13 protein-coding genes and 1 tRNA gene are annotated in these 13,953 nt (G+C 69.3%); all 14 read right to left on the bottom strand.

The window, feature by feature from the left end; genetic code table 11:
* Nucleotides 1-172 precede the first annotated feature (172 nt).
* A tRNA-Leu gene (locus AR539_RS07265) sits at nucleotides 173-246 on the bottom strand.
* Nucleotides 237-1,238, bottom strand: coding sequence for an N-acetyltransferase (locus tag AR539_RS07260; protein ID WP_082699233.1), 1,002 nt, complete (start codon nucleotides 1,236-1,238; stop codon nucleotides 237-239). The genes AR539_RS07265 and AR539_RS07260 overlap by 10 nt, the downstream gene beginning before the upstream one ends.
* A gap of 123 nt (nucleotides 1,239-1,361) precedes the next feature.
* Nucleotides 1,362-2,843, bottom strand: coding sequence for an NAD(P)/FAD-dependent oxidoreductase (locus tag AR539_RS07255; RefSeq protein WP_066436256.1), 1,482 nt, complete (start codon nucleotides 2,841-2,843; stop codon nucleotides 1,362-1,364).
* Nucleotides 2,844-2,882: 39 nt separating this feature from the next.
* Nucleotides 2,883-4,271, bottom strand: coding sequence for a S8 family serine peptidase (locus tag AR539_RS07250; protein ID WP_066434208.1), 1,389 nt, complete (start codon nucleotides 4,269-4,271; stop codon nucleotides 2,883-2,885).
* Nucleotides 4,272-4,402: 131 nt separating this feature from the next.
* On the bottom strand, nucleotides 4,403-5,380 hold the full coding sequence (locus tag AR539_RS07245) for a Ppx/GppA phosphatase family protein (RefSeq protein ID WP_066434206.1): 978 nt from the start codon (nucleotides 5,378-5,380) through the stop codon (nucleotides 4,403-4,405).
* The gene (locus AR539_RS07240; protein WP_157360990.1) at nucleotides 5,377-6,012 is read right to left on the bottom strand and encodes a DUF501 domain-containing protein; all 636 of its coding nucleotides are present in this window, start codon (nucleotides 6,010-6,012) and stop codon (nucleotides 5,377-5,379) included. Before AR539_RS07240 ends, AR539_RS07245 begins: the two co-directional genes overlap by 4 nt.
* A 198-nt stretch (nucleotides 6,013-6,210) precedes the next feature.
* A complete protein-coding gene (locus AR539_RS07235; RefSeq protein WP_066434204.1) occupies nucleotides 6,211-7,056 on the bottom strand; it encodes an FtsB family cell division protein in 846 nt (281 codons plus the stop codon).
* A gap of 120 nt (nucleotides 7,057-7,176) precedes the next feature.
* The gene (gene eno / locus AR539_RS07230) at nucleotides 7,177-8,457 is read right to left on the bottom strand and encodes a phosphopyruvate hydratase (RefSeq protein ID WP_066434195.1); all 1,281 of its coding nucleotides are present in this window, start codon (nucleotides 8,455-8,457) and stop codon (nucleotides 7,177-7,179) included.
* Between the two features lie 158 nt (nucleotides 8,458-8,615).
* Nucleotides 8,616-9,233, bottom strand: coding sequence for a MazG nucleotide pyrophosphohydrolase domain-containing protein (locus AR539_RS07225; RefSeq protein ID WP_082699317.1), 618 nt, complete (start codon nucleotides 9,231-9,233; stop codon nucleotides 8,616-8,618).
* Between the two features lie 67 nt (nucleotides 9,234-9,300).
* Nucleotides 9,301-10,452 carry an adenosine deaminase gene (locus AR539_RS07220; RefSeq protein WP_066434188.1) on the bottom strand — a complete coding sequence of 384 codons (1,152 nt, stop codon included), beginning with the start codon at nucleotides 10,450-10,452 and terminating at the stop codon, nucleotides 9,301-9,303.
* Nucleotides 10,453-10,507: 55 nt separating this feature from the next.
* Complete coding sequence (locus AR539_RS07215; protein ID WP_066434187.1) at nucleotides 10,508-11,338, bottom strand: DedA family protein; 831 nt, start codon at nucleotides 11,336-11,338, stop codon at nucleotides 10,508-10,510.
* A gap of 113 nt (nucleotides 11,339-11,451) precedes the next feature.
* Nucleotides 11,452-12,087 (bottom strand): DedA family protein, encoded by a 636-nt coding sequence (locus AR539_RS07210; protein ID WP_066434184.1) that lies wholly within the window; start codon nucleotides 12,085-12,087, stop codon nucleotides 11,452-11,454.
* A gap of 125 nt (nucleotides 12,088-12,212) precedes the next feature.
* Entirely contained in the window at nucleotides 12,213-13,547 is a 1,335-nt protein-coding gene (locus tag AR539_RS07205) for a thymidine phosphorylase (protein WP_066434181.1), read from the bottom strand.
* A complete protein-coding gene (locus AR539_RS07200) occupies nucleotides 13,544-13,948 on the bottom strand; it encodes a cytidine deaminase (protein ID WP_082699316.1) in 405 nt (134 codons plus the stop codon). Before AR539_RS07200 ends, AR539_RS07205 begins: the two co-directional genes overlap by 4 nt.
* Nucleotides 13,949-13,953 lie beyond the last annotated feature (5 nt).

Genomic DNA, 13,953 nt, shown 5'->3' with positions numbered 1-13,953 from the left:
ATCTCCTCGATCTAAAGGTGCGAACGGCCTTTGATGCGAAAGATCAGGTGTTCCTGATTTAACTTCAAGCTAGTGCACTTTCCGCCCGATCCAAAGTGACTACGGTCACATCCTTATAACACTCGTTGCATAGAGGAAATCTGCCGGCTGGAGCGGAGCCTGCCGGCCAACGTGCCCCAGCAGGGACTCGAACCCTGAACACGCGGATTTTAAGTCCGCTGCCTCTGCCAATTGGGCTACTGGGGCGCCCGGTCCATGGTATCCCGCCCGGCCGCCGGGTCGGTGTACGGCTCAGCGACGCCGAACGGCCCGGCGTAGCGGAAGGTCCCGCTCGCACCGCCGGGCCACAGGGCCAGCGGCAGCAGCTGGAAGTGCGCACCCCAGGCCGGATCGGGGGCCTCCACGCCGAGCGAGGACGCCGCCACGAAGCCAAACCGCGAGTAGTACTCCGGGTCGCCCAGCAGGGCAATGCCGCGCTCCCCCGCTGCGTTGGCCCGGGCAATCGTTTCCCTCATCAGGGCGGTGCCGATCCCGTGGCGCTGCAGCCGCGGCACGACGCCGATCGGGCCGAGGCCTAGGAGCGCCAGCTCCCCCGCCCGGCCCCGGGTGCTGATGACGTGACCCACGATTTCCCCGCCCTGCTCAGCGACGATGCTGAACTGCGGCAGGTAGTCCTCGCAGTCGAAGAGTTCCGCAAGGAGGCCCACCTCTTCCGGGACACCCTGCACGGGCAGCCCCGTGACCGGGGAGACGGCAAACGCCGCGGCGGTGAGCGCGAGGATGGCGGGGCGGTCCGCGGGCTCCTCGCTCCGCAGCACCAGTTCAGGGGCGGGCTGCTGGTCCCCGCTGGCGGCAACCAGTTCGTGCAGCACCTCCAGCGCCCGCTCGGCGTCGGCGACGGGCACGAGGATGTGGTCGTGGTGGAAGCCGGCGAGGACGTTGCAGCTGATTTTGGCTCCGGTCAGGGCGGCGCTGACGGCGGCGGTCAGGCCGATGGCTTCGAGCGACGAATGCACCTGCAGGGTGATCCATGCGGCGACGAAGTCGTAGGACAGCCCGAGGCTGTCGGCCTCCGCGCGCGGCAGCACCACGGTCAGTCCTTCCGCCTCGCGGACGGCGGCGGAGACCCCACCGGCGAGGGGCCGGCCGTCGGGCCAGAGGACGTAGACGAATTCGCCATCGCGGAGCTCCGGACGCATGGTGGCCAGCAGGGTGTGGAGGTCCTTTTCAGCGGTCATGGAGCCAGTCTAGGCGCGGTCCCGCTGCTGGCGCCGTCCCGCCACCGGCGCGGTACCGCCGGTTAACAGCGACGGCGGCCGCTCCCCCAGGGGGAACGGCCGCCGTCGAAGGCTGCTGCAGTGTTACTTGGACTCGGCCGAAACCGCTTCCTTGTTCGCAGGCTTTCCGGCCTCGGCCGCCGGCTTGCCGGCGGACGCGTCGGCGGGCGGTGCGGCGGGGGCAGCCGCCGGCTTCGGGGCCGGGGTCGCGGCGGCCACGAAGGCGCCGCGGGGGTTGTCCAGATCCATCAGCTGGGTGGTGTCGCGTCCCACGAAGAAGGACAGGATCCAGCCGAAGATCACGCGGAGCTTGCGCTCCACCGTGGGCATCGCCAGGCCGTGGTAGCCGCGGTGCGCCAGCCAGGCCAGCGGGCCCTTGAGGCCGATCCGGCCAACAACCTTGAGGTTGGCCACACCCTTCCATTCGCCAAAGCCTGCGACGGCGCCCAGGTTCTTGTGCTTGTAGTCGGTCAGCGGCTTGTCCCAGCGGGATGCCCACAGGTTCTTGGCGAGCCGCTTGGCCTGGCGCAGCGCGTGCTGGGCGTTGGGGACGCAGGTGCCGTCCGGCAGGCCGTTGCCCGTGAGGTCCGGGACGGCGGCGATGTCGCCGGCAGCCCAGGCGTTGTCAATGATGCCCTCGTCGCCCGCGATGCGCAGGTCCGGCAGGACGCGGACGCGTCCGCGCGGCTCCAGCGGGAAGTCGGTGGAACGGATCATCGGGTTCGCCTGGACACCGGCGGTCCAGACGAGGGTGTCCGACTCGAATTCCTGCGCCGGGGTCTTGTCCGGGAGGTTGATGAGCTTCAGCGAACCCTCGGCGTTGTCCAGCGAGGTGTTCAGGAGGACCTCGATGCCGCGGCTGCGGAGGTGCTCGACGACCCACTGGGCCTGGCTCTCGGTCACTTCGGGCATGATCCGGCCCATGGCTTCAACCAGGACGAAGCGGACTTCCTCCTGCTTGACGCGCGGGTTGTTCTTGACCGCGGCGCGGGCCAGGTCTTCCATTTCGGTGATGCACTCGATGCCGGCAAAACCGCCGCCGACGACGACGAAGGTCAGGGCGCGGGCGCGCTCCACCGGGTCGGTCATGAGCGAGCCGGTCTCGATCCGCTCGAGCACGCCGTTGCGCAGGGCGACGGCCTCCTCGATGGTCTTGAGGCCGATGCCCTTGTCCGCGAGGCCCTTGATCGGGAACGTGCGGGTGATCGCACCTGCGGCCACGACGACGTCGAAGTAGGGAACCTCGAAGTTGGCTCCGCCGTCGGCCGGGGCAACCACGGCGGTGCGGTTGGCGTGGTCGATCGAGGTGACGCGGCCCTGGATGAGCTCGGTCTGCTTGAGGTGCTTGCGGTGCGAGACAACGGCGTGGCGTGCCTCGATGTTGCCGCCGGCAACTTCGGGGAGGAAGGGCTGGTAGGTCATGTAGGGCAGCGGATCAACGACGGTGACGATGCCACCGGCGTTCGCGATCTTCTTCTGCAGTTTGAGGGCTACGTACAGGCCGACGTACCCGCCGCCGACGACGAGTACCCTGGGACGGTCCTGGAGCTGAGGGGAGGATGCCATGCCCTCAAGAATACCGTAGTTTGTGAAAAACTTCACTAACTACGGTTTGCCGCCGGAATCCACCGGATCCAGGACCCCGGTACCCGGGCTGCCTGCGCCGTCGGGGCCCGCGGCGGGGGCGGCGCGCACGGCCCGCCTGATCTGGAACACGGCGGCTCCCACGATGCACAGGAACAGTCCGCCGAAGCCGAGCACCACCATGGCGGGCACGGCACTGTCCAGCCCGGACGGGGCCTCCGCGACCGGCACGGTGGCTTCCGGGAGGGTGGGCGCCGCACTGGTGGGCGGCGCCGCGGCGGCGGCCGGCGTGGTGGCCAGGTTGCCGCGGCGGTGGACCCGGATCCAGTCGGAAATCGAGCCGAGCGGGTTCAGGCGGGTTTCCGGCACGTCGTCCTTGAGCGCAGCCTCGGCGTCGAGGATCCCGAAGCCGTACAGCGGGTCCCGTCCCGGCGCGCCGGCGTCCTTGGCCGTGCTGACGATTCGGTTGATGACCTGGTTGGCCGTCATGTCCGGCCACTTGGAGCGGATCAGTGCTGCCACGCCGGCGACGATGGGCGTGGCCCCCGAGGTGCCGGCCCACTCCGTGTAGTCGCCGCCAGGCAGCCCCCCGATCAGGTTTTCCGCCGGGGCGGCGACGCCGATGCTGATCCCCTGGGATGAGGAATCGATGCTGGCGTTTCCCTTGCGGTCCAGGCCGGCGACGGTCAGCACCCCGGGGATGGTGGCCGGGGCCCCCACCTGGACGTTGCCGCCACCGCGGTTGCCGGCGGCAGCGACGATGACAACGTTTTTCTGCTCCGCGTACAGGAACGCGGCGTCCCAGCTCTGCGGCCATTCCGGCGAGGTGCTGCCGAGCGAGATGTTGATGACGCCGGCGCCGTTGTCGACGGCCCAGCGGACGGCCTGGGGTATCTGGTCCTGATCGCTCTTCCCGCCGGGGTTTGGCGATCCGAGCCAGGTGGAGACGGACAGGAGCTGCGCCTCGGGCGCCACGCCGACAATGCCGTCCGGGCCCACGGTGGGGCCGGCGCTCGGGCTGGGCTTGGCGGTCGAGTCGGCGGGCTGGTGCCCGCGGCCGGCCAGCATGGTGGCGACGAGGGTCCCGTGCTCAGGCTTCGCGCCGATGCTTTTCTGGCCGTCCGGGCTGCCGGCGCCGGAGACGTCGACGCCGCCGGACAGGACACCGGCGAGGTCCTGGTGCTTGCCGTCCACGCCGCTGTCGATCACGGCGATCTTGACGTTGGCGCCCTTGGACACCTCCCAGGCCTTGGTGATGCCGGATTCGTCCAGCCAGTACTGCTTGTCCCGCCATTCGTCGGCGTGCGCGGCGGGTGCTGCCGCGAGGGTGGTGGCGGCGGTGCCGCCCGCCAGGGCCAAGGCCATCAACGCGGAGGCGGTCCGGCGGCGCCGGTCTGTTGCTCTGGTCATTCGGGTCCTATCGGCGGGGTTGCTGGTGGCCGTGCGGTCGCTCTGCTGCCAGTCGCCTGGCTGGTTCACTGCGGCCCGGCTGAACCCCTGCGGCCTAACTGATGCCCCCGGCTTAGCTGACGCCCTGCGGCTTAGCTGATACTGAGGGCAATTCCGTCAAGAATATCGTGTTCACTGGTCACGGCCGTCGTCACCCTGCCATCCGTGGCACTGGCAAGGCGTTCCAGAACGCGCCGCCAGACGAGGGCGCCGGCGCCAATCACGTCCACCCGGCCGGGGTGCATGTAGGGCAGCGCGGCACGTTCGGCATGGGTCATCCCGAGCAGTTCGGTGCAGGCCTGGCGCACGGCATCCAGCGAAAGTTCCGTGCCGTGGATGGCCGCCGCGGAGTATTCCGGCAGGGCCAGCGCGTGGGCCGTGATGGTGGTGATGGAACCCGCCACCCCGACGACGACGGCGCTGCGCTCCAGCGGCACCGTCCGCGCCGCTTCATCAATGGCGGCGTCGACGTCCGCCTCCGCGGCTTCAATCTGCGCCGCCGTGGGCGGATCGCTCTGCAGGTGGCGTTCGGTCATCCGGACGCAGCCGATGTCCACCGACTTGGCGGCGATGACGCCATCGGCGTTGCCGAGCACGAACTCCGTGCTGCCGCCGCCGAGGTCCACCACGAGGACGGGATCCTGTCCGCGGGAGGGCAGGACGCTGCTGGCGCCGGCGAAGGACAGTGCGGCCTCTTCATCGCCGGTGACCACCTCGGGCTCGACGCCGAGGATCTCGCGGATGCCGTCGACGAAGACCTGCCGGTTGCGGGCGTCGCGGGTGGCCGACGTCGCGACGAAACGCACACTGGCGGCCTCGTGGCTGCGGATCTCGGCGGCATAGTCCGCGGTGGCGGCGAAGGTCCGGTCCAGGGCTTCCTGGGCGAGCTCGCCGGTGGCGTCCACGCCCTGGCCCAGCCGGACCACGCGCATCTCGCGCACGACGTCGGCCAGCCGGGGCGCCGGGGCGCCGGTGCCCGCATCGGCAGCGTTGACGTCGGCAGCGTTGACGTCGGCAATGAGCAGGCGGATCGAGTTGGTGCCGCAGTCGACGGCGGCGACGCGGCTCACTGGCCGGCCCCGCTGGCGCCGGCAGCGCCGGGCTCCTCGGTGCGTGACTTCCGGACGGGGGCCGGCCGGCCCACGATCTCCGGGAGGCCCTGCGGTCCGTGCCGGCTGAGGTCCTGCGAGGGAGCCTCCCCGCCGGTGTCCCAGGCGCCGTCGCAGTAGCACCGGTCTTTGGTCCACCACTCGCTGATTGCGGCGAGGGCTTCGTCCCCGAGCGGGTTCACCCCGGGACCGGCGGCCAGGGAGTGGCCCACCAGCACGTGCAGGCACTTGACGCGGGTGGGCATCCCGCCGGCGGAGATGCCGTCGATTTCGGGGACGGCTCCGATGCCGGACCGGGCACCGATTTCTGCGCGGGACACCAAGTACGCCGCGTGGGCTGCGCGGTAGTCCGCGGCGAGGGCGCTGTCTCCCCCGAGCCGTTCGTTCATCTCGTTCATCAGGCCCGCGGCCTCGAGCCGCGACACTGCCGAGGTGATGACGGGGTGGGTGAGGTAGAAGGTGGTGGGGAACGGGGTGCCGTTGCTCAGCCGCGGTGAGGTGGCCGCGACCAGCGGCTTGCCGCAGACGCATCGGGCGGGGATCTCGACGACGTCGCGCACCGGGCGGCCCAGCTGCCGGCTCAGGACGTCCAGGTCGCGGGGCGAGGGCCGGCGGGACTCCGCGGCGGAGCGGGGGTCCTCCGGTGTTGCCGGGCCTCCTGCGCCGCCATTTCCTGACCTGGGCGTCTGGTCCGCTTGGTTCTGGTCCACCTGGTTCTGGTCCACGGGGGCGGCACCTTCCTGCCCTGTCTGGGTTGTCCGGCTGACAATCCTGCGGCGGGCACCGCGTCTTTAGTCTGTTGCCGAACGCCGGATGGAATCCCAGAGGGAGTCCACCCACGGCAGCTCGGCCGGGTCTTGTGCTGATCCTGTCCCGGCTGCGCCACCGGTGGACCCGGCAGGAAGATCGCTGCCGAAAACCCAGTAGCCCGTCTCACCGGGCATAACCATGTTAATGCGGTCGCGGGCCTGTTGCTTCACGAAGTTCGGATCCTGCCACCGTGAGACTTGGCGCCGGAGGTCGTCCTGCTCGGACTGCTTGGCCGCGATGTCGGCCTGGAGTGCGGCGATTTCGGCCCGTTTTTCGAAGTAAATCTTCACCGTGGGCGCCAGCATGATGGTGATGGCGATCATGACCACCAGCAGCGCCAGCATGCGGCCGGAGAAGGCCTTGGCGGGGACGGGGTGCTCTTCGGCCGTTCCAGCGCCGGAAGCCGGGCCGGTGGCGGCAGCCTTGCCCGGGGTGCCCGGGGCCGCGGGCTTCTGCGTAGCGGCGCTCAGTCGGTCTGCGGCCGCCCGGCCCGCGGCGGAGGCTGCGGCTGCGGATTTCGCGGCAGCGGCCTTGGCAGCGGCTGACTTGGCGGTGGCTGACTTGCCGGGCCCGGAGCCGTCGGCGGCTGACTTGGCCGGCCCGGAGCCGGCACGGGCGGTGTGGCCGGGGTGCTGTCCGGGCGAGGCGGGGTGCGGGGCGGTTTTCCCGGCGGGGCCGGGGTGCGGGGCGGTTTTCCCGGCGGGGCCAGGGTGGGCGCCGCGTGTGGCGCCGAAGTCAGCCTGGATGACGTCGCCGCCGTCGCCCGCGTCCTGAGACTTCGGGGCCGCAGGCGTGGCCCGGGGAACCTTGGGTCGGCGGGTGGCCATGTCACTCCTGTCATCTGTGCTGCTGTCCGCGGCCCAGGCCGGGCACCGCAGGTGCCAAAAAACGGAACCGGTGGCCATGGTCTTTCAACCATAGCCACCGGTTCGCGGTTCGTGCTGTTACTAGCCCTTGAAACGCGGGAAAGCGCTCCGGCCGGCGTAGCGTGCGGCGTCATCGAGTTCTTCTTCGATGCGCAGCAGCTGGTTGTACTTGGCCACGCGCTCGGAGCGGGCCGGGGCACCGGTCTTGATCTGGCCGGCGTTGGTCGCGACGGAGATGTCGGCGATGGTGGTGTCCTCGGTCTCGCCGGAGCGGTGCGAGGTGATGGTGGTGTAGCCCGCGCGCTGGGCGAGGGAGACGGCGTCGAGGGTCTCCGTCAGGGAGCCGATCTGGTTGACCTTGACCAGGAGCGAGTTGGCGGTCTTCGAGTCGATGCCGGTCTGCAGGCGCTCCGGGTTGGTAACGAAGAGATCGTCACCCACGATCTGGACCTTGTCGCCGATGGTGTCGGTGAGCGTCTTCCAGCCTTCCCAGTCGTTTTCATCCAGCGGATCCTCGATGGACACCAGCGGGTAGTCGGCGACGAGCTCGGCGTAGTAGGCGCTCATCTCGGTGGAGCTGAGGGACTTGCCTTCGAAGTGGTAGGCGCCGTCCTTGTAGAACTCGGAGGAGGCAACGTCCAGGGCGAGGGCGATGTCCTGGCCCGGGGTGTAGCCGGCGTTGCGGATGGCTTCCTGGATCAGGTCCAGTGCGGCGCGGTTGGACGGGAGGTTCGGCGCGAAGCCGCCTTCGTCGCCGAGGCCGGTGGAGAGGCCCTTGGCCTGGAGCACGGCCTTGAGGGCGTGGTAAACCTCGACGCCCCAGCGCAGGCCCTCGGAGAAGGTCTCGGCGCCCAGCGGGACAACCATGAATTCCTGGATGTCCACGTCGGAGTCGGCGTGTGAGCCGCCGTTGAGGATGTTCATCAGCGGGACGGGCAGGACGTGTGCGTTCGGGCCGCCCAGGTACTTGTAGAGCGGCAGGTCCGCGGAAGCCGCGGCTGCGTTGGCGACGGCCAGGGAGACACCCAGGATGGCGTTGGCGCCGAGCTTGCTCTTGTTGGCGGTGCCGTCCAGGTCGATCATCGACTGGTCGATGCTGCGCTGGTCCGTGGCGTCGAAGCCGATGAGGGCCGGGGCGATCTGGTCGATGACGGCGTCAACGGCCTTCTGCACGCCCTTGCCGAGGTAGCGGCCCTTGTCGCCGTCGCGCAGTTCAACGGCCTCGTGCTCGCCGGTGGAGGCGCCGGAGGGTACTGCCGCGCGGCCGATCTGGCCGTCCGAGAGCAGGACTTCAACTTCTACGGTGGGGTTGCCCCGGGAATCGAGGATCTCGCGGGCGTGGATGGCATCGATAAGCGCCATGGATTAGCTCCTTTGGTGAAGCGGTCTGCTGGGAATCTGATGGGAAATCAAGCTGGGAATCAAGCTGAATGACCGACGTCCTCGTCGGTACCCAGCCTAGTCGAGAGTGGGATAAGTTACAGAAACCTATCCAGTCCCCGGACGTCATTTGTGGCGGATCACTCGGACGGTTCACCCGCCGGGGCCGGGGCGGGGCCGGACTGGAAGCGGCGGTTGGCGCCGCGCAGGGCGCGTTCGGCGTCCAGCCCCCGGTCGCGGGCGGCGGCTGCCATGGCGAAGAGCAGGTCGCCGAGCTCAGCTTCCGTCGCCGGAACCTCCACCGGCTGCGCAGCCACCGGGAGGCCCGCCCGTTCGGCGCGGTCCAGCAGTTTCTGCGCCCGGGCCAGCGCGGGAAGGGCGGCGGGGACCCCGCCGAGCGCGGCGTGCCGGGATGTTTCAGCGCTGGAGTGCAGCACCTGCTCCGAGCGTTTGACGGCGTCATACGTCCGGACGACGTCCTCCACGGTCGCCGGGAAGGACTCCTGCAGTGTTCCGTCGGGACGGAACACGTGCGGGTTGCGGCGCACCATTTTGGCGTGGAGTCCGCGGGCGACGTCGTCGAGGGTGAAGGCGTTGCGCTCCTCGGCGAGGCGGGCGTGGAGGACCACCTGGAGCAGGACGTCGCCGAGTTCGGCCTTAAGCTCCGCGTCGCTGCCGTCCGTCTCGATGGTTTCCGCCACCTCGTAGGCCTCCTCGAGGAGGTACTCCACGAGGGATTCATGGGTGAGGGCGCCCATCCAGGGGCAGTGGGCGCGCAGGTCGGCTATCTTACCGGCCAGCGCGCCCACCGCGGTGGGGTCCGTCTTAGCCAAGGTCGGCGTAGGCCTCGTTGATGTATTCGACGAGGGCTTCCTTCTCCTCAAGCGGCAGGAAGGCAGCCTCGGCGGCGTTCAGCGTGAGCTCCAGCAGGTCGTCGAGGTCGTAGTCGAACGTTTCGACCAGCAGTTCGAACTCGTCGGTGAGGGTCACGCCGCTCATCAGCCGGTTGTCCGTGTTGATGGTGACGTTGAAGCCCAGCTGGTAGAGCATGTCCAGCGGGTGGCTTTCGATGCCTTCGCCGAACCCGGCGATGGCGCCGGTCTGCAGGTTCGACGACGGGCAGATCTCCAGGGCGATCCCGCGGTCGCGGACCCAGCTGGCCAGCTCGCCGAGGGTGACCATGCCGATGTTGTCGCCGAACTCGTCGCTCTCGGCGTCCTCGTCTTCTTCGAATTCGACGGTGACGTCTTCGGCGATGCGGACGCCGTGGCCCAGGCGTAGGGCCCGGCCGTCCACCAGGGCGGACTGGATGCTATCGAGTCCCGCGGCTTCACCGGCGTGGACCGTGGCCGGGAAGTTGTGCTGCGCGAGGTAGGTGAAGGCGTCCTTGAACCGTGACGGCAGGAACCCGTCCTCCGCGCCGGCGATGTCGAAGCCGACGGCGCCGTTGTTGCGGTGGCGGACCGCCAGCTCGGCGATCTCCTGGCCGCGGTCTGCGTGGCGCATGGCGGTGATCAGCTGGCCGACCTGAATGTCGCGGCCGGACTCGGCGACGGCGTCGACGCCGGCATCCAGCCCCGCCTGCACGGCCTCGACGACCTCGTCCAGGGTCAGTCCCTTCGCAAGGTGCTGTTCGGGTGCCCAGCGCACCTCGCCGTAGACAACGCCGTCGTCAGCGAGGTCTTCGACGAATTCCTTGGCGACGCGGAAGAGGCCTTCCTTCGTCTGCATCACGGCCACGGTGTGATCGAAGGTCTCGAGGTAGCGGACCAGCGAGCCGGAGTCGGCGGATTCGCGGAACCACTCCCCCAGGGCCACGGGATCCGTGGAGGGCAGCTCGTGCCCGACGGCCTCTGCCAGTTCAATGATGGTGGCCGGACGGAGTCCGCCGTCCAGGTGGTCGTGAAGGGAAACCTTGGGGAGGCCCTTCAGGTCGAAGTCGAGGTCAGGGGCAGCGTCAAGAATTATCTCAGTCACGTTCCAACCTTAGGGTCGGACGCCGGGCAACACCAGCCGGAGGCCGGGTGCGGTTTCAGGCTTCGACGTCGGCCGGTGACGCCAGGGGCGCCGGGGCGGCGGGACGCGCCACCGTGGTGTGCTGCGTCTTGGCCAGCGTCGTTGTGGGCTGCTGCGCAGAGGACTGCGATGTTTCAGGCTGCGCTGTCCCAGACTGCGGTGTCTCAGCCTGCGCTGCTTTGGCGTGCGCTGCCTTGGCGTCGGCGGCGAGGCTCGCGGCACGACTGGCGGCTGCGGCAGCACCGCGGGTGTCGCGCCAGCGGTGCAGCCAGGTCAGCAGGTGGTCGATCACGATGCCCAGCACAATGGCGAAGGCAATCGCGATGCCCACCCCCAGCAGCGGGTGCTCGTGGACCCAGTTGCCGGCGACAATGCCGACGCCGGCGGAGTAAGCCACCCACGTGATGGAGGCGAACAGGTCGAGGACGATGAAGCGACGGTGCGGGTAGGCGGTGGTGCCGGCGATCCAGTTGACGGCCACGCGGCCCACGGGGATGTAGCGGGCCGTGAAGATGAGCATGGCGCCGCGCTTGTCGAGTTCGTACCGGGCCCAGTTCAGCGCGCGCTGGACCTTGGGTCGGCGCATCCAGCGGAAGCGTTCGACGCCGATATGCCGGCCCAGCAGGTAGGCCATGTTGTCGCCGGCGACGGCGCCTAGGGCGGCTGCGGCCATCACCCACCACATGTTCGGCTGGCCGGAGGTGACGGAAAGGGCACCCAGGGCGACGATCAGGGTTTCACTCGGCAGGATCGGAACAAATCCGTCGATGAAGCAGAAGAGCGTCAGAATCGGGTAAATCCACCATTGGCCCGCGGCATGGAGGATAGCCTCATTGATGAATTCCACGCGGGCGTTGCTCCTAGGAAAGTGACGAAAAGCGCTCTTCAGTGTCCCACGGCGGACCGGGATCCGCTACGTTCCGGCCGGATAAATCTGCTGACTTCCCGTGCCGCGGAATTCTACGGCTCGGCCGGCGGGACCCGCTCCTCGACGTCGTCGGGCATCCTGCCGCGCAGCCGGCTGATGACGAGGTCCACCACGATGCCCAGGCCGATCGCGCAGATGACGGCGACGACCACCCCGAGCAGGTGGTTCTCTTCAAACCATTGCCCGAAGAAGAGGCCGATCGCGACGGAATAGGCAGCCCAGAGCAGTGCGGAGAGGACCGTCAGCCCAACGAAGCGTGGCTGCGGGAAGTGCGTGGCGCCGGCCGTCAGGTTGACCGCCACCCGGCCGATCGGCACGAACCGCGCCACGAGGATCAGGGAGGCGGGCCGTTTCCGCAGTTCCGCGCCCGCCCACCGGAAGGCCCGCTGCATCCTGGGCCCCCGCATCCACGCCCAGCGCCGCGTTCCGGTGCGGCGTCCGAGCAGGTAGGCGATGTTGTCGCCGAGGAACGCCCCGGCGGCGGCCGTGGCGGCCAGGAGTGCGGGGTTGGGAACATCGGCGGTGGAGGCCACGGCTGCGAGCCCCACCACCACGGATTCGCTGGGAATGGGCGGGAAGAAACCGTCAATCACGCAGCATGCGAACACCAGGAACAGCACCCAGGGCTGGCCTGCTGCGGCCAGGATGAAGTCGTTGATTGCCTGCACGGTTTCCTACCAAACAACGGGTGGACAGCTGTGGTGCCAGTGTACCGGCAGCCTGCCCTGCCCCCTGCGGCGGTCAGCCCCGGACCGGGGCGCCGCAAGGGGGGCAGGGCAGGGCAGCCGGATTTTCAGGCGATGCGGTCGATGATGAGCTGCTGCGCCGGCCGGGACCCCTCGGGGGCAATCACCACGGCGTGCGCCAGTGCGTCCCTGGCCCGCCCGAACTTCTCCGGGGTGTCCGTCAGGAGGGTCATGAGCGGCTCGCCGGCCTTGACCACGGCGCCCGGTTTGGCGTGCATCCGCACCCCGGCGCCTGCCTGGACCTGGTCCTCCTTGCGGGCGCGTCCGGCGCCGAGGCGCCAGGCGGCGACGCCGACGGCCATCGCGTCGAGCTCCACCAGCACGCCGTCGGCCGGTGCGTAAATGACCTCGGATTCCTTGGCGACCGGAAGCTTGGCGCGCGGGTCGCCGCCCTGCGCCTCGATCATTCGGTTCCAGACGTCCATGGCCCGGCCGTCACGCAGCGCGGCGCGCGGATCGGCGTCGTGCACGCCGGCGCAGGCCAGCATTTCCTCCGCCAGCCGGACCGTGAGTTCGACGACGTCTTCCGGACCGCCGCCGGCAAGGACCTCGACAGACTCCTCGACCTCGATGGCGTTGCCCGCCGTCAGGCCCAGGGGTGTGTTCATGTTGGTCAGCAGCGCCACCGTATTGACCCCGGCATCCTTGCCCAGGGCCACCATGGTTTCGGCCAGCTCCCGGGCCCGGGCCTCGTCCTTCATGAACGCGCCGCTGCCCACCTTGACGTCGAGGACCAGCGAGCCGGTGCCCTCGGCGATCTTCTTGCTCATGATCGAGGAGGCGATCAGCGGAATGGCTTCCACCGTGCCGGTGACGTCGCGCAGCGCGTAGAGCTTCTTGTCGGCCGGGGCCAGCCCGGCACCGGCGGCGCAGATCACGGCGCCCACGTCTTGGAGCTGGGCCAGCATCTCCTCGTTGCTGAGCGCGGCGCGCCAGCCCGGGATCGCCTCGAGCTTGTCCAGGGTGCCGCCGGTGTGGCCGAGGCCGCGGCCGGACAGCTGGGGCACGGCCACGCCGAACACGGCCACCAGCGGTGCCAGCGGCAGGGTGATCTTGTCCCCCACACCGCCGGTGGAGTGCTTGTCCGACGTCGGCTTGGCGCTGCCGTCGGGCCGGCGCAGGCTGGAGAAGTCCATCCGCTCGCCGGAGGCGATCATCGCCGCCGTCCAGCGGGAGATCTCGGAGCGGTCCATGCCGTTGAGCAGGATGGCCATGTTCAGGGCGGCCATCTGCTCGTCCGCGATCGCACCGCGGGTGTAGGCGTCGATGGTCCAGTCGATCTGGGCCGGGCTGAGGACGCCCTTGTCCCGCTTGATGCGGATGATGTCGACGGCGTCGAACGCGTTGGCGTTGTCGGCGCTTGGGTTCGGGGTTGATGTCACCGGGTTTCCTCCAGGTGTTGGGGGCCAAAGGCATCGGGAAGGACCTGGTCCATGGTCTTGATTCCCTGAGTGGTCATAAGCTCCATGTCGGGAGCCCGGAATTCGTAGAGCAGCTGCCGGCACCGTCCGCAGGGCATGAGGACATTGCCGGCGGCATCCACGCAGTAGAAGGCGCGGAGCAGGCCGCCGCCGGTCATCTGCAGGTTGCCAACCAGGGCGCACTCGGCGCAGAGGGTCAGCCCGTAGCTGGCATTTTCGACGTTGCAGCCGCTCACCGTCCGGCCGTCCGCGGTGAGGGCAGCCGCCCCCACCGCGAACTTCGAGTACGGCGCGTAGGCGTTTTTCATGGCGGCGACGGCAGCGGCCTCGAGGGCCGCCCAGTCGACGTTGTTCCCTTCCACCGCCG

This window comes from Arthrobacter sp. EPSL27 (assembly GCF_001512305.1).
Classification (GTDB): Bacteria; Actinomycetota; Actinomycetes; order Actinomycetales; family Micrococcaceae; genus Arthrobacter.
The sequence above is the reverse complement of the archived record's forward strand: the minus strand, read 5'-3'. Positions and strand labels throughout refer to the sequence as shown.

What these genes read in the sequence shown, in the direction of transcription:
- AR539_RS07260 (WP_082699233.1), bottom strand. Translation starts at nt 1,238, where the DNA reads ATGACCGCTGAAAAGGACCTCCACACCCTGCTGGCCACCATGCGTCCG.
- AR539_RS07250 (WP_066434208.1), bottom strand. Translation starts at nt 4,271, where the DNA reads ATGACCAGAGCAACAGACCGGCGCCGCCGGACCGCCTCCGCGTTGATG.
- AR539_RS07235 (WP_066434204.1), bottom strand. Translation starts at nt 7,056, where the DNA reads ATGGCCACCCGCCGACCCAAGGTTCCCCGGGCCACGCCTGCGGCCCCG.
- AR539_RS07225 (WP_082699317.1), bottom strand. Translation starts at nt 9,233, where the DNA reads ATGGGCGCCCTCACCCATGAATCCCTCGTGGAGTACCTCCTCGAGGAG.
- eno (WP_066434195.1), bottom strand. Translation starts at nt 8,457, where the DNA reads ATGGCGCTTATCGATGCCATCCACGCCCGCGAGATCCTCGATTCCCGG.
- AR539_RS07255 (WP_066436256.1), bottom strand. Translation starts at nt 2,843, where the DNA reads ATGGCATCCTCCCCTCAGCTCCAGGACCGTCCCAGGGTACTCGTCGTC.